Below are 21,501 nucleotides of genomic sequence, written 5' to 3'. Positions count from 1 at the left end.
CGGCGCTTTTCGCCGAAAGCGCGGGCCATGGCTAGAACCGGGGTGTTTCCGCGCATGCGGCAGGTGATCATGCTGGTGGCGATGCTGCTCGCCTGGAGTGTGCCGGCGCATGCCGACGACATCTCGGCGGCGGGGCGCGGCGTGGTGCGGATCGTCACCATCGCGGTGGCCGATGACGAGGTGGTCGGCTTCGGCCATGGCAGCGGCTTTGCGGTCGCGCCCAACCGGGTCGTCACCAACGCGCATGTCGTCGAGCTGGCCTCGCGCTATCCCGGCAACGTGGTGATCGGCGTGGTGCCGTCCGAGGGCAGCAAGTCGTTCCAGGGCAAGCTGATCGCGATCGACACCAAGCGCGACCTGGCGCTGATCGAGTTCAGCGGCGCCAAGCTGCCGACGCTGGCGCTGTCCAGCGGCGCGGTGACCGATGGCGAGACGCTGATCGCGCTCGGCTATCCCGGCAATGTCGACGTGGCCACGGCGCGCTCGGCCGCCGACTTCATCACCCCGCAATCGCCGGTGCGCTCGCAGGGCGGCTTTGCCGGCACGCGGACGCTGGAGGGCATTTCGGTGCTGCTCCACACCGCCAACATCGCCCGCGGCAATTCGGGCGGTCCGCTGCTCGACGCGTGCGGCCGCGTGCTCGGCGTCAACTCGGCGATCACCAACAGCGAGGAAGGCGATTCGACCTTCGCCTTCGCCATCGCCTATCCCGAACTGACCGCCTTCCTCACCCAGGCCAAGCAGCCCTTCGTCTCGATCGCGGCGCCGTGCATCAGCGTCGAGCAGCGCAACGCGCTCGACAAGGCGGCAGAGGAGAAGGACCGCGCCGATATCGCCAACCGCAACGCCCAAGCCGAATCCGCCGCGGCGCGCGCCCGCGAGGCGGCGATCGACAAGGCGCGCGCGGCCAACGAGTCGGCGCGCGAGACCTATATGGCGGGCGCCGCGGTGCTGCTGGTGTTCGGCGCGCTGGCGCTGGGCGCGGCGGGGCTGCTGCTCTCGCGCGACCGGCAGCGGCCGGGCATCTGGACCGCGGTGGGCGGCGGCGCGCTGCTGCTCGGCGCGGTCGCGCTGTTCGTGCTGCGGCCGAGCTTCGACGAGGCGAGCATCGCCGCGCCGGGCGACGGCAACCAGATTGCCGAGGCCAAGCTGCCGGCGGATGCGGCGGAAGGCCCGCTGGTCTGCACGCTCCAGCCCGATCGCAGCCGCATCACGGTCTCTCCCGGCGAAGCCGTGAAGCTGAATGTCGGGCCCGACGGCTGCTTCGACGGCGGCACCCAATATGCCGAATCCGGCCGCCGCTGGCAGCGCGTGCTCGTCCCTGCGGACGAGCAGACGGTGACGGTGCGCGAGTTCGATCCGGACAGCGGCACGCTCGTCGACACGCGCTATTTCCTGTCGGCGGCCGACATGCAGAAGGTGCGCGACGTCAAGCCGGTGGTGCCGGTCGCCCAGTGCACCGCCGACCAGGCCAAGCGCGCCAGCCTCGCGAGCCTCCAGCAGCTGATGCGCGCGACGCTGCCGCCGGCGTATAACGAGAAGCTGGTCTATCACTGCGCGCCGGGCGGGGCGGAGTGACGTAATTCCTCCCCGGGCGAAGCGCGGGGAGGGGGACCGCGCCGCGCAGCGGCGGGGTGGAGGGGCCGCCGCGGCACGCGGCGGTGTCCCGCGCTGGAAGCGAGCCCCGCGCCTGGCGGCGCGGCCCCTCCACCACCGCCTTCGGCGGCGGTCCCCCTCCCCTGCTGCGCAGGGTAGGATCTCCAAAGCTATTTCCGCTCGCGCACGCCCTCACGGCGGCGCAGGGCGCGCTTGCGCTCCAGACCATAGGCATAGCCGCCCATGCTGCCGTCGCCACGCTGGGCGCGGTGGCAGGGGATGGCGAGCGCGACCGGGTTCGCCCCGCACGCCGTCCCCGCCGCGCGAACGGCCGCGGGCTTTCCCGCCATCGCCGCGAGTTCGGCATAGCTGCGCGTCTCGCCGGGCGGAATCGTCCGCAGCGCCTGCCACACGGCTTCCTGGAAGGCGGTGCCCTGCACGTCGAGCGGCAGGTCGCGCTGGCGGTTGGGATCCTCGACCAGCGCCACCACGTGCGCCGCGAGCGCGGCGAAGTCCGCGTCGCCGGGCTCCACCGTCGCGGCAGGGAAGCGGCGGGCGAGCATGTCGGCATCCTCGTCGAAGGCGATGCGGCACAGGCCCTTGTCCGTCGCGGCGATCAGCAGCGGGCCGAGGCTGGTGTCCGCGAGCGTCCAGCGGATCGTCACCCCCGCCCCGCCGGCCCGCCACGCGCTCGGCACCATGCCGAGCCGCGCGCCCGCCTCGGCATAGAAGCGGCTGGGGGCCGAATAGCCGGCGGCATAAATGGCCTGGGTCACGCTGTCCTCCTCGTCGAGTGCGACGGCCGCCCGCCGTGCCCGCAAGCCGCGTGCATAAGCGGCGGGGGTCACGCCGGTCGCGCGCTTGAACAGCCGGTTGAAATGATGCGGCGCATAGCCGACCGCCGCCGCCAGCGCCTCCAACCCGATCGTCTCCTCCGCCGCATCGAGCAGGGCGGTGGCACGCGCGACCGCGATGGCGTCGCGGGCGGCTTCGTCGGGCTTGCAGCGCAGGCATGCCCGGAACCCCGCCGCCGCCGCATCCGCACCGGCATCGAAGAAGCGAACATTTTCCGGCCGCGGCCGCCGCGCGGGACAGCTCGGCTTGCAGTAGATTCCGGTCGTCGTCACCGCGACGACGAAGCGGCCGTCTTGCGCCCGGTCGCGCGCGGCGAAGGCGTTCCAGCGGGCATCGTCGAGGGCAGCAGCTTCGGTCATGCCATCGCTATACGCCCATTGGCGTAGTTGCGGCATCCCGCCGCTTGCGCGCAAAGCCGCCCCGGCTCTTGCAGTCGGCGCGCTTTGCTGGCAACGTTAACGTTAACACGCGTGTCGGCGCGGAAGTTTGGAGAGTGCATGTCCTTCTGGCACCGCACGAGCGCGCTGCGCTGGTGGATCATCGGCATCGTCATGCTGGGCACGATGCTCAACTATCTGACGCGGAGCACGCTGGCGGTTGCCGCGCCGAGCTTCATGGTCGACCTCCACATCGACGAGCAGCAATATTCCTACATCACCGCGGCCTTCCAGGGCGGCATCATGCTGCAGCCGGTGGTGGGCTATATCCTTGACGTGGTGGGCCTGCGCTCGGGCATGGCGCTGTTCGCGGCCGGCTGGGGGCTGCTGAGCATGGCGCACGGCCTGGCGTTCAGCTGGCAATGGCTGTTCGCGCTGCGGGGCATGCTGGGCTTTGCCGAGGGGACGTCGCACACCGGGGGGCTCAAGGTCGTCTCGGAGTGGTTTCCGGCGCGCGAGCGCGGCTTTGCCGGCGGCATCTACAATCTCGGCGCCTCGGCCGGCGCGGCACTTGCAGCGCCGCTGGTCGCGGGATCGATCGCCTTGTGGAACTGGCGCGCGGCCTTCGTCGTCACCGGCGTGCTGGCATTGCTCTGGGCGCTGCTGTGGCTCGCCAATTATCGCACCCCGCAGACGCATCCGAGCCTCTCGAAGCAGGAGCGCGACCTGATCCTCAGCGGCCAGGAAGCGCATATCCAGGAACGCGCCGAGCGTCCCTCGCCGCTACGCCTGCTCGCCCAGCGCAACTTCTGGGGCATCGCGCTGCCGCGCTTCCTTGCCGACCCGACCTGGGGGACGCTGACCTTCTGGATGCCGCTCTATCTGGTGAAGGTGCGCGGCTTCAACCTGGGCGAGATCGCGGTTTCCGCCTTCCTGCCGTTCATCGCCGCCGACCTGGGCTGCATGTTCGGGCCCGCGCTGGCGCTGTTCCTCCAGCGGCGCGGCATCAGCCTGATCAACGCGCGGCGCTGGACCTTCACCGTCGGCGCGCTGCTGATGACCGGCATGGTGTTCGTCGCCAGCGTCGAGAGCGCCTGGCTGGCGGTGGCGCTGCTCTGCCTCGGCGGCTTCGCGCACCAGACCCTCTCGGTCACCGTCATCACTATGGCCAGCGACCTGTTCCCGCGCAACGAGCTCGGCACCGTCGCGGGCCTGGCCGGCACCTTCGCCAACAGCAGCATCCTCATCTTCTCGCTGCTGATCGGCGGGCTGGTCGCCTCGCTCGGCTATGGCCCCTTCTTCATCGCCCTCGGGCTGCTCGACCTCGTCGCCGCCCTTCTTCTCTGGACCCTCGTCAAGGCGCCCCGATGATCCGCAATCCGATCCTTCCCGGCTTCAACCCCGATCCGTCGATCTGCCGCGTCGGCGACGATTATTACATCGCGACCTCGACCTTCGAGTGGTTCCCCGGCGTGCAGATTCACCACAGCCGCGACCTCGCCAACTGGACGCTGGTCGCGCGGCCGCTAGTGCGCGCCGCGCAGCTCGACATGCGCGGCGATCCGGACAGCTGCGGCGTGTGGGCGCCGTGCCTGACGCATGACGGCACCCGCTTCCACCTGCTCTACACCGATGTGAAGCGCTATGGCCGCACGACGATGGGCGGTGCCTCGGGCGCGTCGCTGCGCGACTTCCACAACTATCTCGTCACCTGCGACACGATCGACGGCACCTGGTCCGATCCGATCCACCTCAATTCGAGCGGGTTCGACCCCTCGATGTTCCATGACGAGGACGGCCGCAAATGGGTGGTGAACCAGCTGTGGGACCATCGCCCCGGCCGCAACCGCTTCGCGGGCATCGTGCTGCAGGAATATGATCCGGCGACGGAGAAGCTGGTGGGGACGCGCACCAACATCTTCCCCGGCACCGCGCTGGGGCTGACCGAGGCGCCCCACCTCTATCGCCGCGGCGAGTTCTACTATCTGCTAACCGCCGAGGGCGGCACGGGCTGGAACCATGCCGTCACCATGGCGCGGTCGCGGGCGATCACCGGGCCGTACGAGCTGCACCCGGATACGTACATTCTCTCCAGCCGCACCCGCCCCGATGCGGTGCTGGCGCGCGCGGGCCATGCCGATCTGGTCCATACGGCGGACGGGGAGCCCTGGCTCGCCTATCTGTGCGGGCGCCCGCTGCCGAATCGCGGGCGCTGCGTGCTCGGCCGCGAGACCGCGATCCAGCCGATGCGCTGGGGCGAGGACGGCTGGCTCTACACCCGCGACGGCCGCGGCCTGCCCGAGCTGGAAGTGCCGGCGCTGAGCAACACGCCCTCGCCGGGGCGCCAGACCGAGGAGCGGCACGAGTTCGACTCGGCCACGCTGCCGATCGACCTGCAATGGCTGCGCACCCCCGAGCCAGACCGGATCTTCAGCCTCACCGCGCGGCCCGGCCATCTCCGCCTGTTCGGGCGCGAGACGATCGGCAGCGTCTTCACCCAGGCGCTGGTCGCGCGGCGGCTCCAGGCCTTCTGCACCTCGACCCGCTGCGTGCTCGACTTCGAGCCGCAGGACTTCCAGCAGGCGGCGGGGCTGGTCGTCTATTACAACAGCACCAAGTTCCACTACCTGCATGTCAGCCATGACGAGGAAATGGGCCGCCATCTCCGCGTGATGACAGCGCTGCCCGATGCCCCCCAGGGCGACGCCTTCACCGCGCCGATCCCGCTGCCGGCGGGACCAGTGGAGCTCCGCTGCGAGGTGGATTATGAGCGGCTGCGCTTCGGCTACCGGATGGCGGGCTCGGAGTCCTGGTACTGGCTCCCCGAATTGTTCGACGCCTCGATCCTCTCCGACGAGGCAAGCGCGCCGGGCCTGCCCAACTTCACCGGCGCGTTCATCGGCATGGCCTGCCAGGACATGGGCGGCACGGGGATGGCGGCGGATTTCGACTGGTTCGCGTATCGCGAGCGGGCGTTCGTGGTGGATCCGACGGAGGGCTAAGTTCGTAAGCGTATAGCCTGTTGGCTGGCCCGGGGAAAAGCGGCCGATCAACGATGCCGAGAAAGCATTGCAAGCTCTGCAGCTTCGCTGGCTGTAACCTCGCTCCAGACTTTCGATTGGCCGCAGTTATAGTTGATCTACAAGGCACCCTTAGCGGCGGGCGGGTCAGACCTGGGGAAGGGTCGTGGCGTCAGAAACAGTAGATAATCCCTATCGAGATCGGGTCCGCCACCGTCCCCATCCATATAAAAGCCGCCGCTGTTCCGCTCTGTAAAGAAGGCGAACCGCATTCGCAGCTGCCCCTTGTAGGATTTCATGATCTTGAGCCGGTAAAGTGCCCATGACTCATCTTCATCGGACCAATGATAATCAACTGAAACAACATGCGCACGTACAACCCATCGGGAGTCCGTAAACTCCTGAGCGATAGTAGTTTTTGCATTGTCCACACCGTGATAAATGCAAAGCGCCGACGCAGGGAAGCTCCATGCTATCACCAAAATTGCGGCCGCGAGCATCTTAAGCACGCTGGCCGATAACGCAGAAGCATGGCGCCCGCTACTGGGCCGCGAGCTTCGCCGCAATATCGCCGCTCAACCGGGAACAACGAGCGGCCCTACTCCCCTCCCGTAACATGCTCCCCCGTCGCAGCCGCACTTCCAGATCCTCCCCCAACGGGGGAGGGGGACCGCCGCCGAAGGCGGTGGTGGAGGGGCCGCGCCGCGAGGCGCGGTAAAGGCCGGGAGGTCGGACTTCCGCCGCTGGCGCGGCGGCCCCTCCACCATGGGCTGACGCCCATGGTCCCCCTCCCCTGCTTTGGCAGGGGAGGATTTGGAGGGCCTACTCCCCTTCCCGCAACATGCTCGCCCGCCGCAGCCGCGCCTCCAGATCCTCCACCATGCTTTCCCGGCTGCGGAACGCATGCTGCAGGTCGCGCTGGCTGAGCGGCATCAGGAATTCGCAGCCGTGGCGGTTGTCCTCGCGCCATACCACTCGCGCCTCGCGCGCGCCGGCGCCGGACATGCCGATCCAGATCAGCGTCCCCTCGGGCAGTTCGACATCGGCCTTGAACAGGAAGCCGGTGCGCGAGAAATTCTCGACCACCGCGTCGAACGGGCGGCCGTCCATGCCGCGCACGGTGGTTTCCCGATTCACCAGGAAGCGCACCGCGCCGCGCGCGTCCATGCTTCCCCAAACTTCCAGTCGCGCGACGAGCACTCGTGCCTGTTCCCTTGCCCCAGGGCACCGGCTCTACGACAAACGGGGTTAACGCCTGACCAACGCGCCGCTGCTTCTTGACGCGGCGCAACATCGCTGCCATATGCGAAACCACGACGAGGCATTTATATGCAGCGTGATCGGCGGCGCGCCCCTGTCGGGGACCTGCTCCGCTAGGCTCTGCTTCGTCGCTTATCGGCTTCCCAAATCACGCGGGGCGTCACTTGTTGACCCCGCCTTCGCGTGCGCCCTTTGAAGATGCGTGCGCGCCGGCCGCATCTATAAGGTACTACCATGCAATTCAAAGAACTCGGCCTTTCCGAGACCGTCCTGGCTGCGCTCGCCGCCAAGGGCTATACCGACGCGACGCCGATCCAGGCGCAGTCGATCCCCGCGCTGCTCGAAGGCCGCGATCTGCTCGGCATCGCGCAGACCGGCACCGGCAAGACCGCGGCGTTCATGCTGCCCTCGATCGATCGCCTGATCGCCAGCGCCAAGCGTCCGCAGCCGCGCGGCTGCCGCATGCTCGTCCTCGCGCCGACGCGTGAGCTCGCCGCCCAGATCGCCGACAACGCCAAGCATTATGCCAGCGGCACCGGCCTGCGCATCGCCACCGTGTTCGGCGGCACCTCGGTCCACAAGAACAAGACCGACCTCGCCCGCGGCGTCGACATCCTCGTCGCCACCCCGGGCCGCCTCGTCGACCTGCTCGACCAGCATTTCCTGATCCTGCTGGGCATCGAGATCCTCGTGCTCGACGAAGCCGACCAGATGCTCGACCTGGGCTTCATCCATGCGCTGCGCCGCATCGTGAAGGAGCTGCCGTCGAAGCGCCAGTCGCTGTTCTTCTCGGCGACCATGCCGAAGACGATCCGCGAGCTGGCCAGCCAGTTCATCCACAATCCGGTCGAAGTGAAGGTGACCCCGGTCGCCACCACCGCGGAGCGCGTCGAGCAGTTCGTCACCTATGTGACGCAGGCCGAGAAGCAGGCGCTGCTGACGATGCAGCTGCGCAACCCGGAGATCGACCGCGCGCTGATCTTCACCCGCACCAAGCATGGTGCCGACCGCGTCGTGCGGCTGCTCGCGGGCAACGGCATCGCCGCCAACGCGATCCACGGCAACAAGAGCCAGCCGCAGCGCGAGCGTGCGCTCGGCGAGTTCCGCTCGGGCAAGGTCAAGCTGATGGTGGCGACCGACATCGCCGCGCGCGGCATCGACGTGTCGGGGGTGAGCCATGTGTTCAACTTCGAGCTGCCCAACGTGCCGGAGCAGTATGTCCACCGCATCGGCCGCACCGCGCGCGCCGGTGCCGACGGCATCGCGATCAGCTACTGCGCCGATGACGAGCGTCCGTACCTGAAGGACATCGAGCGCCTGACCCGCCAGAAGCTCACCGTGCAGCCGCTGCCGGAGAACTTCATGGCCGAGGCCGACAAGATCAAGTCGACCCGCTCGCCGATGCCGGCGAGCCGCGACGAGCAGAACGGCCGCAACGGCCGCGCGATGCAGCATGCCTCGGGTCGTCGTGGCGACGGCCAGCCGGGCGGTCGTGGCCGTGGCGGTCCGCGCAGCGATGCGCCGCGTAGCGGCGAGCCGCGTCGTGCCGAGGGTGGTCCGCGCAGCGACCAGCCGCGTCGCGCCGAAGGTGCCGGCCATGCCGGTGCAGGCGCCGGTGCCGGTCGCGGCCCGGGTGCGCCCAAGCGCAAGTTCAACGCGCGTCCGGCCGGCAGCGGCCAGGGTCGCCCCGGCGGCAATCGCGGCCAGGGCGGCGGCGGTCAGGGCCGCGCGCGCTGATACTCAACTCCTCCCCGGAACGGGGAGGGGGACCATGCGCAGCATGGTGGAGGGGCCGCGCCGAAAGGCGCGGTCTTTCGCGTTCTGAGGAAGGGGATAACCGCCGCGTGCCGCGGCGGCCCCTCCACCATTTGCTCGCGCAAATGGTCCCCCTCCCCGTTCCGGGGAGGATCTAGGTCCGTCCCACTCCGGCACGGCTGTGCCAAAGCCGGTCATTCACCAAATTCAATAAGCTAGCCCCGCCCCCTGCGCGCCCGCTAGCGCTGGTCCCCACAACAGGTGGGAACAGAAGACGATGCGCAATGCCCTGATGGCCGCAGCCCTGGCGCTCGGCGCGGTGGTGCCGGCAGCCGCCCATGCGACGGTGGTGATCACCGGCTATGACGACGATCCCGGCTATCTCGCCGCGGACCAGATGATCTACACCCCCACCGGCTTCGTCGGCAACTGGCCGGGCATGAGCCGCTTCCGCTTCACCGGCACCGAGAACGGCAAGACGGTGGAGTTCCTCACCTATTGCGCCGACGCCTTCACCGCGATCGGCACCGGCAGCTTCGAGCGCACCGGCATCTCCGCCGTGCTCGGCGACGTCACCCGCCAGCAGCAGCTGCTCACCCTGCTCACCCATTCGGACGTGCTGCTGAACGGCGAGAGCGACCTGCTCGCCCGCAAGACCATCTCCGCCGCCACCCAGCTCGCGGTGTGGGAAATCCTTGAAGAGAATAGCGGCAGCTACGACACCACCAGCGGCCAGTTCTACACCGTCGGCGGCAACAGCGACGATGCCCGCGCGCTGGCCAACAGCTACCTGACCCAGATCACCACCGGCGGCTGGACCGCGATCGCCGGGCACAAGCTGCAGCTGCTCTTCTCCAAGGACCAGCAGAGCCAGGTGTTCCTGAGCGCGGTGCCGGAGCCCGCCAGCTGGGCGACGATGATCGGCGGCTTCGCACTGGTCGGCGGCATGTTCCGGCGCAAGCGTGCGGCGGCGCCGCGAGTCGCCTGACACCGGCTAATCCCATGATTTCAGGGCAGGCGCGCACACCGCCTGCCCTTTTTCTTGGGCGTTTCCAGACACCGCGCAACCCAAACATGAAACGAGCGTGTGACGTTTCGGCGACTCGGGTTGCATACGGCCAAGCGCGATGCTAGCAGCCCGGCAACCCATCGGGGGCGCAGTTTGCGTCGCCCCCCTTTTGTGCATGGGGTCACTTCCGACCCTCCGAGAGGAAACGAATCGCGTGGAGAATTCCGGCGGTATTCAGGCCAGCCTAAGCGGACGCTACGCAACCGCGCTGTTCGAGCTGGCACGTGACGCCAAGGCCATCGAGGCCGTCGAAGCGAGCCTTGCGACCGTGCGGGCGGCGCTCGACGAGTCGCCCGAGTTCAAGGCGCTGACCACCAGCCCGCTGATCGGCCGCAAGGACGCCGGCAAGGCCGTCGCTGCGGCGGCCGGCGTGATGGCGCTGGATGCGACGACGACCAAGTTCCTCGGCGTGCTCGCCGAGAACCGCCGTCTGGCGCAGCTGCCGGCGATCATCCGCATGTTCCGCTTGCTGGCGACCAGCCACCGCGGCGAGACGACCGCGGAAGTGACCTCGGCACACCCGCTCGATGCCGAGCAGGTCGACGCGCTCAAGCAGCAGCTGCGTACCCGTATCGGCCGCGAGGTCTCGGTCGACCTGTCGGTAGACCCCTCGCTGCTCGGCGGCCTGGTCGTGAAGATCGGCAGCCAGATGATCGATTCGTCGATCAAGACCCGACTGAACTCCCTCGCGCACGCGATGAAAGGCTGAAGGCTAAGAAGATGGATATCCGCGCCGCAGAAATCTCGAAGGTCATCAAGGACCAGATCGCCAATTTCGGCACCGAAGCGCAGGTTTCGGAAATCGGCCAGGTGCTGTCCGTCGGCGACGGCATCGCGCGCATCCACGGGCTGGACAATGTCCAGGCCGGTGAGATGGTCGAATTCGCCAATGGCGTGCAGGGCATGGCGCTCAACCTCGAGGCCGACAATGTCGGCGTCGTGATCTTCGGCTCGGACGCCGAGATCAAGGAAGGCGACACCGTCAAGCGCACCGGCACGATCGTGGACGTCCCCGTCGGCAAGGGCCTGCTCGGCCGCGTCGTCGACGGCCTGGGCAACCCGATCGATGGCAAGGGCCCGATCGAATATACCGAGCGTCGCCGCGTCGAAGTGAAGGCCCCGGGCATCATCCCGCGCAAGTCGGTGCACGAGCCCGTGCAGACCGGCCTCAAGGCGATCGACGCGCTGGTGCCGATCGGCCGTGGCCAGCGCGAGCTGATCATCGGCGACCGCCAGACCGGCAAGACCGCCGTCGCGATCGACACCTTCATCAACCAGAAGGGCCCGAACAGCTCTGGCGACGAAGGCAAGAAGCTCTACTGCATCTATGTCGCCGTCGGCCAGAAGCGCTCGACCGTCGCGCAGATCGTCCGCCAGCTCGAAGAGAATGGCGCGATGGAGTACTCGATCGTCGTCGCCGCGACCGCGTCGGAGCCGGCCCCGCTGCAGTTCCTCGCACCGTACACCGGCTGCGCGATGGGCGAGTTCTTCCGCGACAACGGCATGCACGCCGTGATCGTGTATGACGATCTTTCGAAGCAGGCCGTCGCCTATCGTCAGATGTCGCTGCTGCTCCGCCGTCCGCCGGGCCGCGAAGCCTATCCGGGCGACGTCTTCTATCTCCACAGCCGCCTGCTCGAGCGCGCCGCGAAGATGAACGACGCCAACGGCAACGGCTCGCTGACCGCGCTGCCGATCATCGAGACCCAGGCGGGCGACGTGTCGGCCTATATCCCGACCAACGTGATCTCGATCACCGACGGCCAGATCTTCCTCGAGACCAACCTGTTCTACCAGGGCATCCGTCCGGCCATCAACGTGGGTCTGTCGGTGTCGCGCGTGGGTTCTGCCGCGCAGACCAAGGCGATGAAGAAGGTGTCGGGCTCGATCAAGCTCGAGCTCGCCCAGTATCGCGAAATGGCCGCCTTCGCGCAGTTCGGTTCGGACCTCGATGCCTCGACCCAGAAGCTGCTCAACCGCGGTGCACGCCTGACCGAGCTGCTCAAGCAGCCCCAGTTCAGCCCGCTGCCCTTCGAGGAGCAGACCATCTCGATCTTCGCCGGCACCAACGGCTATCTCGACCAGGTCGCGGTGAAGGACGTGGTCCGCTTCGAAGCTGCGATGCTCGCGCACTTCCGTTCGCAGCACGCCGAAGTGCTCGCGGAAATCCGCGACACCAAGGCGTTCGAGAACGGCACGCGAGACAAGGTGAAGGCCGTGCTCGACGCCTTCACCAAGACCTTCGCCTAAGGGACCGCCGCCGGATGGCCAGCCTCAAGGAACTCAAGGGCCGGATCGCCTCGGTCAAGTCGACCCAGAAGATCACCAAGGCCAAGCAGATGGTCGCGGCGGCGAAGCTGCGGAAGGCGCAAGCCGCCGCAGAAGCCGCGCGTCCCTATGCCCAGCGCCTCGAGGGCGTGGTCGCCAGCCTGGCGAGCAAGGTCGGGGCCAGCGACAACGCCCCCCGCCTCCTCGCCAGCACCGGCAAGGCGGACACGCAGCTCCTCATCGTCGCCAATGGCGACAAGGGCCTGTCGGGTGCGTTCAACGCCAACATCGTCAAGGCTGCGATCCTCAAGGCGCGCACGCTGATCGCCGAAGGCAAGACGGTGAAGTTCTACCTCGTGGGCCGCAAGGGCCGCGCGGTGATCGCCCGCACCTTCCCCGGCATGATCGTCGGCCAGTACGACACCACCGCGGTGCGTACCCCGGGCTATGACGAGGCGCGCGCCATTGCCAAGGACGTGACCGACCGCTTCTTCGCGGGCGAGTTCGACGTCGCGACCCTGTTCTACTCGCACTTCCGCTCGGCACTGGCGCAGGAGCCGACCGAGCAGCAGCTGATCCCGGTCTCGGTTCCCGAGACCACGGTCGCCAGCTCGGGTGCCGCGGTGGAATATGAGCCCGACGAAGAGACGATCCTTGCCGATCTGCTGCCGCGCAACCTGACGGTACAGATCTTCAAGGCGCTGCTGGAGAACCAGGCCAGCGAGCAGGGCGCGTCGATGACCGCGATGGACAATGCCACGCGCAACGCCGGCGACCTGATCAGCAAGCTGACGATCCAGTATAACCGTTCCCGCCAGGCCGCGATCACGACCGAGCTGGTGGAAATCATTTCGGGCGCGGAAGCGCTCTAAAAGCTGCACGAAGCAAGGAAAGCAACAATGGCAACCGCCGCTGTAGACACCAGCCCCGCCACGGGCACCAACAATGTCGGCCGCATCAGCCAGGTGATCGGCGCGGTCGTCGACGTGACGTTCGACAACAACCTGCCCGCGATCCTTTCGGCGCTGGAGACCCAGAACAACGGCCAGCGCCTGGTTCTGGAAGTCGCGCAGCACCTGGGCGAGAACACCGTCCGCACCATCGCGATGGACTCGACCGAGGGACTGACCCGCGGCCAGACCGTGACCGACACCGGCAGCCAGATCCAGGTTCCGGTGGGCCCGGCGACGCTCGGCCGCATCCTCAACGTCGTCGGCGAGCCGATCGACGAGCGCGGCCCGGTCGGCACCGATCTCAAGGCGCCGATCCACGCCAAGGCCCCCGAGTTCATCGACCAGTCGACCGACAGCGCGATCCTCGTCACCGGCATCAAGGTGATCGACCTGCTCGCGCCCTACGCAAAGGGCGGCAAGATCGGCCTGTTCGGCGGCGCCGGCGTGGGCAAGACCGTGCTCATCCAGGAGCTGATCAACAACATCGCGAAGGGCCATGGCGGCACCTCGGTGTTCGCGGGCGTGGGCGAGCGTACCCGTGAGGGCAACGATCTCTATCACGAGTTCCTCGACGCCGGCGTCATCGCCAAGGACGCCGACGGCAACGCCATCTCGGAAGGCTCGAAGGTCGCCCTCGTTTATGGCCAGATGAACGAGCCGCCGGGCGCCCGTGCCCGCGTCGCGCTCTCGGGCCTGACGATCGCCGAATATTTCCGCGATGTCGAAGGCCAGGACGTGCTGTTCTTCGTCGACAACATCTTCCGCTTCACCCAGGCGGGCGCGGAAGTGTCGGCACTGCTCGGCCGCATTCCGTCGGCGGTGGGCTATCAGCCGACCCTGTCGACCGACATGGGCGCGCTGCAGGAGCGCATCACCTCCACCAACAAGGGTTCGATCACCTCGGTGCAGGCCGTGTACGTGCCCGCCGACGATCTTACCGATCCGGCGCCGGCAACCTCGTTCGCCCACCTGGACGCGACGACCGTGCTCAACCGCGCCATCTCCGAGCTGGGCATCTACCCGGCGGTGGATCCGCTCGACTCGACCAGCCGCGTGCTCGAGCCGCGCGTCGTCGGCCAGGAGCATTACGAGACGGCACGTGCGGTGCAGGCCATCCTGCAGAAGTACAAGTCGCTGCAGGACATCATCGCGATCCTGGGCATGGACGAGCTTTCCGAAGAGGATAAGCTGACCGTCGCCCGCGCCCGCAAGATCCAGCGCTTCCTCAGCCAGCCCTTCCACGTCGCCGAGGTGTTCACCGGCATTCCGGGCGCCTTCGTGCAGCTGGAAGACACGGTGCGCTCGTTCAAGGCGGTGGTCGACGGCGAGTATGACCATCTGCCGGAAGCGGCCTTCTACATGGTCGGCGGCATCGAGGATGCGATCGCCAAGGCCAAGAAGCTCGCCGACGAGGCGTAAGAACTACGACTAGCCCCTCCCCTTCAGGGGAGGGGTTGGGGTGGGGCGCGAGCGCAAGCGAGCGTCCTGTAACCCCAGCGAATACCGACGTCGGGGGCGGTGTCCCCCACCCCAACCCCTCCCCTAAAGGGGAGGGGCTTAGGAAGAACCGAGATGCTGCACTTCGAACTCGTCACCCCGGAACGTCTCGTCCGCTCGGAAAAGGTCCATATGGTCGTCGTCCCCGGCAGCGAGGGCGATTTCGGCGTGCTCGAAGGCCATGCGCCGATCATGTCGACGATCCGCGACGGCAATATCGAGCTCTACAAGGCAGGCTCCACCACGCCCGAGCTGATCCGCGTCGAGGGCGGCTTCGCCGAGGTCAACGAGCGCGGCCTGACCGTGCTGGCCGAACGCGCCGAATAAGCCCGGCATCCGCCGCTGGCCGCCAGACAGCCCCGCGCGAGCGGGGCTGTTTGCGTTTGGGGCCCGGCGCATAGTTAGCCAAATCGCAAGGCTTCTCCTTTAGTCCCCGTGGCTTCCTGGAGGACTGAAGTTCGATGAGCGCGTTCGGGCGTCGTGGCGGCATTGGAGGCGGGAGCGGGGGGCGTCCGGCCTTCGGCGTGGCGCGGCCGATGCAGGGCGGCGGCTTCCAGCGTGCGGAGCCCCTGCCGCTCGGCGGCGAGCAGTTCCCGCCGCTCGATTCGGTGCCCCTGCCCGGCCAGCACTTCGCCGACCCGATGCTGGAGCGCGACCCGCTCGGGCCCAGCGCCGCCAGTGCCGACGCGATGCAGCGCCTTGCCGATCGCCAGGCCGCGCCGGCCGAGCAGGGCAGCTCACGCAACGAGGGCTTCGAGGCCTCGATCCACCGCATCAAGGAACAGGTGCTGCCGCGCCTGCTCGAGCGTGTCGATCCCGAGGCCGCCGCGACGCTGAGCAAGGACGAGCTGGCCGAGGAGTTCCGCCCGATCATCGGCGAGGTGCTCGCCGAGCTGAAGCTGACCCTCAACCGCCGCGAGCAGTTCGCGCTGGAAAAGGTGCTGGTCGACGAGCTGCTGGGGCTTGGGCCGCTCGAGGAGCTGCTCGCCGACTCGGCGATCACCGACATCATGGTCAACGGCCCCGAGCAGACCTATGTCGAGCGCAAGGGCAAGCTCGAGCTCGCCAACATCCAGTTCCGCGACGAGGAGCATCTGTTCCAGATCGCCCAGCGGATCTGCAACTCGGTCGGTCGCCGCGTCGACCAGACCACCCCGCTCGCCGACGCGCGCCTCAAGGACGGCAGCCGCGTCAACGTGATCGTGCCGCCGCTGAGCTTGCGCGGCACCGCCATCTCGATCCGCAAGTTTTCCGCCAAGCCGATCACGCTCGACATGATGGCCAAGGGCGGATCGATGTCCGAGAAGATGGCGACCGCGCTCAAGATCGCAGGGGCCAGCCGGTTCAACATCGTCATCTCGGGCGGCACCGGCTCGGGCAAGACGACGATGCTCAACGCGATCTCCAAGATGATCGACCCGGGCGAACGCGTGCTGACCATCGAGGACGCCGCAGAGCTCCGCCTGCAGCAGCCGCACTGGCTGCCGCTGGAGACGCGGCCGGCGAACCTGGAAGGCCAGGGCGAGATCTCGATCCGCGACCTGGTCAAGAACGCGCTGCGCATGCGGCCGGACCGGATCATCCTGGGCGAAATCCGCGGCGCCGAGTGTTTCGACATGCTCGCCGCGATGAACACCGGGCATGACGGTTCGATGTGCACCCTCCACTCGAACAGCCCGCGCGAGGCACTGGCGCGCATGGAGAACATGGTGATGATGTCGGACATCAAGGTGCCCAAGGAAGCGATCAGCCGCCAGATCGCCGATTCGGTGGACCTGATCATCCAGGTGAAGCGCTTGCGCGACGGCAGCCGCCGGGTGACCAACGTCACCGAGGTGATCGGCATGGAAGGCCCGGTGATCGTGACGCAAGAGCTGTTCAAGTTCGAATATCTCGACGAGGGCACCGACGGGAAGATCATCGGCGAATACCGCTCGATGGGTCTGCGGCCGTACACGCTCGACAAGGCCAAGCAGTTCGGCTTCGACCAGGCGCTGCTGGAGGCGTGTTTGTAAATCTAAGATCCTCCCCCGGAGGGGGAGGGGGACCGCCGCCGAAGGCGGTGGTGGAGGGGTGTCCCGGCTGGGCTGGCGGGCTGAGCCTCCAGCGCTGACACCCCTCCGTCGCGCTACGCGCGCCACCTCCCCTTACAGGGGAGGATCGTCACAGCCTCACCCCGCGTGCAGCGCGACACTCACCAGCACCAGCGCGGCGAACAGCCCGGCCATCTGGATCGCCATCCACGGCACCCAGCCGACCCGCTCCAGGTTCCGCCGCTTGCGCCGGCGATGTTCGGCCACACCGGCGATGATCGCGACCAGCAGCGCAACCCCGGCGCCGATCCAGAATTCTAGTTGCATCGTCATCCCGTTGCGTCACAGTCGCGCACCGATAGCAGGGAGCCATCGCTTATGCGCCATCGTCTTGTCGCCGTCGCCGCCGTCACCACCCTCGCCGCCGTCGCCAGCGTTGCTGCGCAGCAACCCGCCTCGCTGCGCCAGGCGATCGACGCCGCCGTGGCTGCCCCCAGCCGCACCCCCGCCAATACCGCCCGCGACAAATATCGCCACCCCGCCGACACGCTCGCCTTTTTCGGCGTGAAGCCCGGCGACACGGTGGTCGAGATCTGGCCGAGCGGCGGCTGGTATACCGAGATCCTCGCTCCGCTCACCAGGGGCAAGGGCACGCTCTACGCGGCGGTGCCCAGCGGCAACGCCAAGGGCATCGAGGCGCTGAAGGCGAAGGACGCCGCGCTCTACGGCCCGATCCGCGTCGTCGCCTTCCCCGCCGCCGCCGGCCAGGCCAAGGTGCCCAACGGCACGGCGGACGTGGTGCTCACCTTCCGCAACGTTCATAACTGGCGGATGGGCGGCCAGGACGGGAAGGACTATTCTCCCGAGGCGTTCAAGCAGATGTTCGCGATGCTCAAAAAGGGCGGCACGCTCGGCATCGAGGACCATCGCCTGCCGGAGAGCGCCAGCGACGAGCGCGAGACCAAGAGCGGCTATCTGAAGGTGTCGACCGTTCGGCGTCTGGCCGAGGCAGCGGGCTTCAAGTTCGTCGGCGCGTCCGAGGTCAATGCCAACAAGGCCGACACCGCCGACTGGCCGAACGGCGTGTGGACGCTGCCGCCCACCTATGCGCTCAAGGACCAGAACCGCGCGAAATACACCGCGATCGGCGAGAGCGACCGCATGACGCTCAAGTTCCGCAAGCCGTAGGGTTCGGTAAATACAAGCCTATCCTCCCCCGCCAGGGGGAGGAAACGGCCTTTGCGGGCGTGGCGTGGCCTTAGTTCCCGATGCCCTCGATCTTTCGCACGCGGGGATAGCGGCGGCACCCCGCCCAGAAGTTGCACGCGCGCCCGCCAGCCAATCGCGAAAAGCCTATCCTCCCCCGCCAGGGCAGGGCTATCGCATTTGACCGAGGTACGCTGTCATCCCGGCGAAAGCCGGGATCCATTGCCCTCTACGCTTGGGGAAAGAACCGCCAATTCGGCGCGAATGGATCCCGGCTTTCGCCGGGATGACGATCATTTTTGAGTGCGTCCCCGTCCCGAGACGCCAAATGCGATACCCCTCCCCCTCGCGGGGGAGGATATGGCTTACCGCATCGGGAGCGTTACTTCCCCAGCTTCTCGATCTTTTCCTGCAGCCGGGCCAGCTCGGCCTTGAGCGACGAGACGTCGCCGTCGCTGGTCGCCTCGGGGGCCGCCGGCGCGGCCGTGGGCGCGGCACCCGGCGTCGAATTCACCGCGCCGCCCGGCTGGAAGGCGCTCGCCGCGGCTTCGAACATCGCCATGTTGCGCTTGGCGATCTCCGCGAAGGGCGAGTTGGCGAAGGCGCCCTCGACCGCCGACTTGAACTGTTCCTGGTTGCGGCGGAAGCTGTCCATCGACGCTTCCAGATAGCCCGGCACCATCGCCTGCATCGAATCGCCGTACAGCGAAATCAGCTGGCGCAGGAAGTTCACCGGCAGCATCGTCTGGCCGCGCGCTTCCTCCTCCATGATGATCTGGGTGAGGACGTTATGGGTGATGTCCTCCTCGGTCTTGGCGTCGACGACCTTGAAGTCGCGGCCTTCGCGCGTCATCGCTGCGAGATGCTCGAGCGTGATGTAGGACGAGGTCTCGGTGTTGTAGAGTCGGCGGTTCGCGTATTTCTTGATAATGACCGGACCGCTTCCAGGTGCAGCTTTCTTCATGGGGAACCCCGCGCGTGACAGATGCGCACCTAACTACAGTTTCTGACGCGCCGCAACACGGACCGCGCCCTTTGCCGCTTTTTCTTGCATTGCTGCGCAACGAAACGGCAGCATCGCCCGAAAGACGCGCCGCCGCTCTCGCGGGACTGGCCGCCTATCAGCACGCGCCCCGTCCCGCCCCGCGCCCTGAAAAGCCGATCGTCGCGCGCGCCGGCCGCGCCGTGCTGCGCGATTATGGCGGGCATGGCCGGCCCGTCGTGTTCGTACCCTCGCTGATCAACCCGCCGGTGGTGCTCGATCTCGCCCGCGGCAATTCGCTGCTGCGCTGGCTTTCGCGGCAGGGCGTGCGACCGCTGCTGGTCGACTGGGGCAGCCCCGCACCCGAGGAAGCCCAGCTCGACGTCAACGGCCATGTCGAGCAATTGCTGCTCCCTTTGCTGCGCCAGTTGCGGCGGCCGCCGGTGCTCGCCGGCTATTGCCTGGGCGGCACCATGGCGATCGCGGCGGCGCAGGCGATCGAGACCGCCGGCCTCGTCACCATCGCCGCGCCCTGGCACTTCGCGGGCTATGGCGCCGCGCTGGAGCGGTTCGCGGCGCTGTGGGACGGGGCCTATCCCACCTGCGAACGGCTGGGCGTGGTGCCGATGGAGGTGCTCCAGGCCGGCTTCTGGCAGCTCGACCCGCGCCGCACGATCCTGAAGTACGAGCGCTTCGGCCGCCTCCGCCCGCGCGATCCGGAGGCGCGTGCCTTCGTCGTGCTTGAGGACTGGGCCAATGCCGGCGCGCCGCTCAGCTTCGGGGCCGGGCGCCAGCTGTTCGACGACTTCCTCTCCGGCGACCTGCCCGGCACCGGCCGCTGGCAGGTGGCGGGCATCACCGCGCGGCCGGAGACGCTGGCCATCCCCGCCCTCTCGCTGATCTCCACCACCGATCGCATCGTCCCCGCCGCCAGCGCCGCGCGGCTGGGCGAGGTGCGCGAGATGACGCTGGGGCATGTCGGGATGATCGTCGGCGGCCGTGCGCGAAAGGCGGTGTGGGAGCCGCTTGCTCACTGGTTAACCGCGCTTCCCCGCACTAGATAGCGAGCAAACACACCCCAGGAGACCAGCATGACCGACGTCGTGATCACTGCCGCCAAACGTACCCCGGTGGGCAGCTTTCTCGGTGCCTTCGCCGCAACCCCCGCACACGAGCTCGGCCGCGTCGCGATCGAGGCCGCCCTTGCCGAAGCCGGCGTGAAGGGCGAGGAAGTCTCCGAAGTCATTCTCGGCCAGGTGCTTACCGCCGCGCAGGGGCAGAACCCCGCCCGCCAGGCATCGATGCATGCCGGCGTGCCCAAGGAAGTGCCGGCGTGGAGCGTGCAGCAGGTCTGCGGCTCGGGGCTGCGCGCGGTGGCGCTCGGCTTCCAGTCGATCCGCAACGGCGACGCGTCGATCATCGTCGCGGGCGGCCAGGAATCGATGTCGATGAGCACCCATGCCCAGTCGCTGCGCCCCGGCACCAAGATGGGGGACCTGAGCCTGGTCGACACGATGATCAAGGACGGCCTGACCGACGTGTTCAACGGCTATCACATGGGCATCACCGCCGAGAACCTGGCCGAACAGTATCAGGTGACCCGCGGCGAGCAGGACGAATTCGCGGTGCGCTCGCAGAACCTCGCCGAGAAGGCCCGCGCCGACGGCCGCTTCAAGGACGAGATCGCGCCGGTGACGGTGAAGACCCGCAAGGGCGAGACGATCGTCGCCGACGACGAATATATCCGCGCCGGCGCGACGGTGGACAGCGTCGCCGGTCTGCGCCCCGCCTTCAAGAAGGACGGCACCGTCACCGCCGCCAACGCTTCGGGCCTCAACGACGGCGCCGCGGCGCTGGTGCTGATGAGCCGCGAGGAGGCCGAGAAGCGCGGCGCCCCGATCCTCGCCACCATCCGCAGCTGGGCGAGCACCGGCGTCGATCCGTCGGTCATGGGCATCGGCCCGGTCACCGCGAGCCGCAAGGCGCTGGAAAAGGCCGGCTGGACGATCGGCGACCTCGACCTGATCGAGGCGAACGAGGCCTTCGCCGCACAGGCGCTGTCGGTCGGCAAGGAACTCGGCTGGGATGCCGACAAGGTGAACGTGAACGGCGGCGCGATCGCGATCGGCCACCCGATCGGCGCCTCGGGCGCGCGCATCCTCACCACCCTGCTCCACGAGATGGGTAAGCGCGACGCCAAGAAGGGCCTGGCGACGTTGTGCATCGGCGGCGGCATGGGCATCGCGATGTGCGTCGAGCGCGACTGAGTCGCACCTGGACACATTCCAAGAAGGGGTCGGGAGCTTTCCTGGCCCCTTTTTTGTATGATTTTTCAACGATGCGCGAATTTGGGGCAGCTTTTGCCTCGTCCAATATTCGTTTCTTATCCCAACCCTTCATCGCGTAGAAACATTGTTGCAGAGAGTGTAACATTTTTGCAACGTCATCATTCATTTTGCGTTAAGCTACAGCGGGCGTCTTGTAACAATACTACGTGATGGGGTCAGTTTGTATCATCGGGCATCCCGCCTGGTGGGGCAAAATCATGAGACATTCCCGTTGGCTCGGCGCAAGCGCACTTGTCGGCATTTCGCTTTTGTTTCCGCTTGTATCCTCTGCGCAGACGGCGG

Annotated in this window: 19 protein-coding genes; 14 read left to right on the top strand and 5 right to left on the bottom strand. The window is 67.7% G+C overall.

What is annotated here, in order from left to right:
* The first annotated feature begins 27 nt into the window (after positions 1-27).
* A complete protein-coding gene (locus ABIC65_RS15410; RefSeq protein WP_354309901.1) occupies positions 28-1,578 on the top strand; it encodes a S1C family serine protease in 1,551 nt (516 codons plus the stop codon).
* Between the two features lie 188 nt (positions 1,579-1,766).
* Here ABIC65_RS15410 and ada read toward each other — a convergent pair whose 3' ends face one another.
* Complete coding sequence (ada, locus tag ABIC65_RS15405; RefSeq protein ID WP_354309899.1) at positions 1,767-2,810, bottom strand: bifunctional DNA-binding transcriptional regulator/O6-methylguanine-DNA methyltransferase Ada; 1,044 nt, start codon at positions 2,808-2,810, stop codon at positions 1,767-1,769.
* A 138-nt stretch (positions 2,811-2,948) separates the two neighbouring features.
* Here ada and ABIC65_RS15400 point away from each other — a divergent pair, with 138 nt between their 5' ends.
* Both ABIC65_RS15400 and ABIC65_RS15395 read left to right on the top strand, forming a co-directional pair.
* The gene (locus tag ABIC65_RS15400) at positions 2,949-4,199 is read left to right on the top strand and encodes an MFS transporter (protein WP_354309897.1); all 1,251 of its coding nucleotides are present in this window, start codon (positions 2,949-2,951) and stop codon (positions 4,197-4,199) included.
* Positions 4,196-5,830: a glycoside hydrolase family 43 protein gene (locus tag ABIC65_RS15395; RefSeq protein ID WP_354309896.1), complete on the top strand. Its 1,635-nt coding sequence runs from the start codon at positions 4,196-4,198 to the stop codon at positions 5,828-5,830. Before ABIC65_RS15400 ends, ABIC65_RS15395 begins: the two co-directional genes overlap by 4 nt.
* A gap of 137 nt (positions 5,831-5,967) precedes the next feature.
* On the opposite strand, the gene ABIC65_RS15390 is transcribed toward ABIC65_RS15395, so the two are convergent.
* Together ABIC65_RS15390 and ABIC65_RS15385 are read right to left on the bottom strand one after the other, a co-directional pair.
* Positions 5,968-6,357, bottom strand: a complete 390-nt coding sequence (locus tag ABIC65_RS15390) for a hypothetical protein (RefSeq protein WP_354309895.1) — start codon at positions 6,355-6,357, stop codon at positions 5,968-5,970.
* Between the two features lie 313 nt (positions 6,358-6,670).
* Entirely contained in the window at positions 6,671-7,048 is a 378-nt protein-coding gene (locus tag ABIC65_RS15385; protein ID WP_354309893.1) for a PilZ domain-containing protein, read from the bottom strand.
* 294 nt (positions 7,049-7,342) lie between these two features.
* Here ABIC65_RS15385 and ABIC65_RS15380 point away from each other — a divergent pair, with 294 nt between their 5' ends.
* From ABIC65_RS15380 to ABIC65_RS15345, 8 genes are all read left to right on the top strand, one after another.
* Positions 7,343-8,845, top strand: a complete 1,503-nt coding sequence (locus ABIC65_RS15380; protein WP_354309891.1) for a DEAD/DEAH box helicase — start codon at positions 7,343-7,345, stop codon at positions 8,843-8,845.
* Positions 8,846-9,140: 295 nt separating this feature from the next.
* Entirely contained in the window at positions 9,141-9,851 is a 711-nt protein-coding gene (locus ABIC65_RS15375; RefSeq protein WP_354309889.1) for a PEPxxWA-CTERM sorting domain-containing protein, read from the top strand.
* A 235-nt stretch (positions 9,852-10,086) separates the two neighbouring features.
* Positions 10,087-10,641 carry a F0F1 ATP synthase subunit delta gene (locus tag ABIC65_RS15370; protein ID WP_354309887.1) on the top strand — a complete coding sequence of 185 codons (555 nt, stop codon included), beginning with the start codon at positions 10,087-10,089 and terminating at the stop codon, positions 10,639-10,641.
* Positions 10,642-10,652: 11 nt separating this feature from the next.
* Complete coding sequence (gene atpA, locus ABIC65_RS15365; protein ID WP_354309885.1) at positions 10,653-12,182, top strand: F0F1 ATP synthase subunit alpha; 1,530 nt, start codon at positions 10,653-10,655, stop codon at positions 12,180-12,182.
* Between the two features lie 14 nt (positions 12,183-12,196).
* Positions 12,197-13,072, top strand: a complete 876-nt coding sequence (locus tag ABIC65_RS15360; RefSeq protein WP_354309883.1) for a F0F1 ATP synthase subunit gamma — start codon at positions 12,197-12,199, stop codon at positions 13,070-13,072.
* Between the two features lie 27 nt (positions 13,073-13,099).
* Positions 13,100-14,572, top strand: a complete 1,473-nt coding sequence (gene atpD / locus ABIC65_RS15355) for a F0F1 ATP synthase subunit beta (RefSeq protein WP_354309881.1) — start codon at positions 13,100-13,102, stop codon at positions 14,570-14,572.
* A gap of 153 nt (positions 14,573-14,725) precedes the next feature.
* Positions 14,726-14,977 carry an ATP synthase F1 subunit epsilon gene (locus tag ABIC65_RS15350; protein WP_354309879.1) on the top strand — a complete coding sequence of 84 codons (252 nt, stop codon included), beginning with the start codon at positions 14,726-14,728 and terminating at the stop codon, positions 14,975-14,977.
* Between the two features lie 134 nt (positions 14,978-15,111).
* Complete coding sequence (locus ABIC65_RS15345; protein ID WP_354309878.1) at positions 15,112-16,665, top strand: CpaF family protein; 1,554 nt, start codon at positions 15,112-15,114, stop codon at positions 16,663-16,665.
* A 156-nt stretch (positions 16,666-16,821) separates the two neighbouring features.
* On the opposite strand, the gene ABIC65_RS15340 is transcribed toward ABIC65_RS15345, so the two are convergent.
* Entirely contained in the window at positions 16,822-17,010 is a 189-nt protein-coding gene (locus tag ABIC65_RS15340; protein ID WP_354309877.1) for a hypothetical protein, read from the bottom strand.
* A 51-nt stretch (positions 17,011-17,061) separates the two neighbouring features.
* Here ABIC65_RS15340 and ABIC65_RS15335 point away from each other — a divergent pair, with 51 nt between their 5' ends.
* Entirely contained in the window at positions 17,062-17,871 is an 810-nt protein-coding gene (locus tag ABIC65_RS15335) for a class I SAM-dependent methyltransferase (protein WP_354309876.1), read from the top strand.
* 400 nt (positions 17,872-18,271) lie between these two features.
* Here ABIC65_RS15335 and phaR read toward each other — a convergent pair whose 3' ends face one another.
* Complete coding sequence (gene phaR, locus ABIC65_RS15330) at positions 18,272-18,853, bottom strand: polyhydroxyalkanoate synthesis repressor PhaR (protein ID WP_354309874.1); 582 nt, start codon at positions 18,851-18,853, stop codon at positions 18,272-18,274.
* A 71-nt stretch (positions 18,854-18,924) separates the two neighbouring features.
* Here phaR and ABIC65_RS15325 point away from each other — a divergent pair, with 71 nt between their 5' ends.
* Positions 18,925-19,935, top strand: a complete 1,011-nt coding sequence (locus tag ABIC65_RS15325; RefSeq protein ID WP_354309873.1) for an alpha/beta fold hydrolase — start codon at positions 18,925-18,927, stop codon at positions 19,933-19,935.
* Positions 19,936-19,962: 27 nt separating this feature from the next.
* Positions 19,963-21,138 (top strand): acetyl-CoA C-acetyltransferase, encoded by a 1,176-nt coding sequence (locus ABIC65_RS15320; RefSeq protein WP_354309871.1) that lies wholly within the window; start codon positions 19,963-19,965, stop codon positions 21,136-21,138.
* The last annotated feature ends 363 nt before the right edge of the window (positions 21,139-21,501 follow it).

Origin of the sequence: Sphingomonas trueperi, assembly GCF_040545665.1 — a bacterium.
GTDB classification, from domain to species: Bacteria; Pseudomonadota; Alphaproteobacteria; order Sphingomonadales; family Sphingomonadaceae; genus Sphingomonas; species Sphingomonas trueperi_B.
The sequence above is the reverse complement of the archived record's forward strand: the minus strand, read 5'-3'. Positions and strand labels throughout refer to the sequence as shown.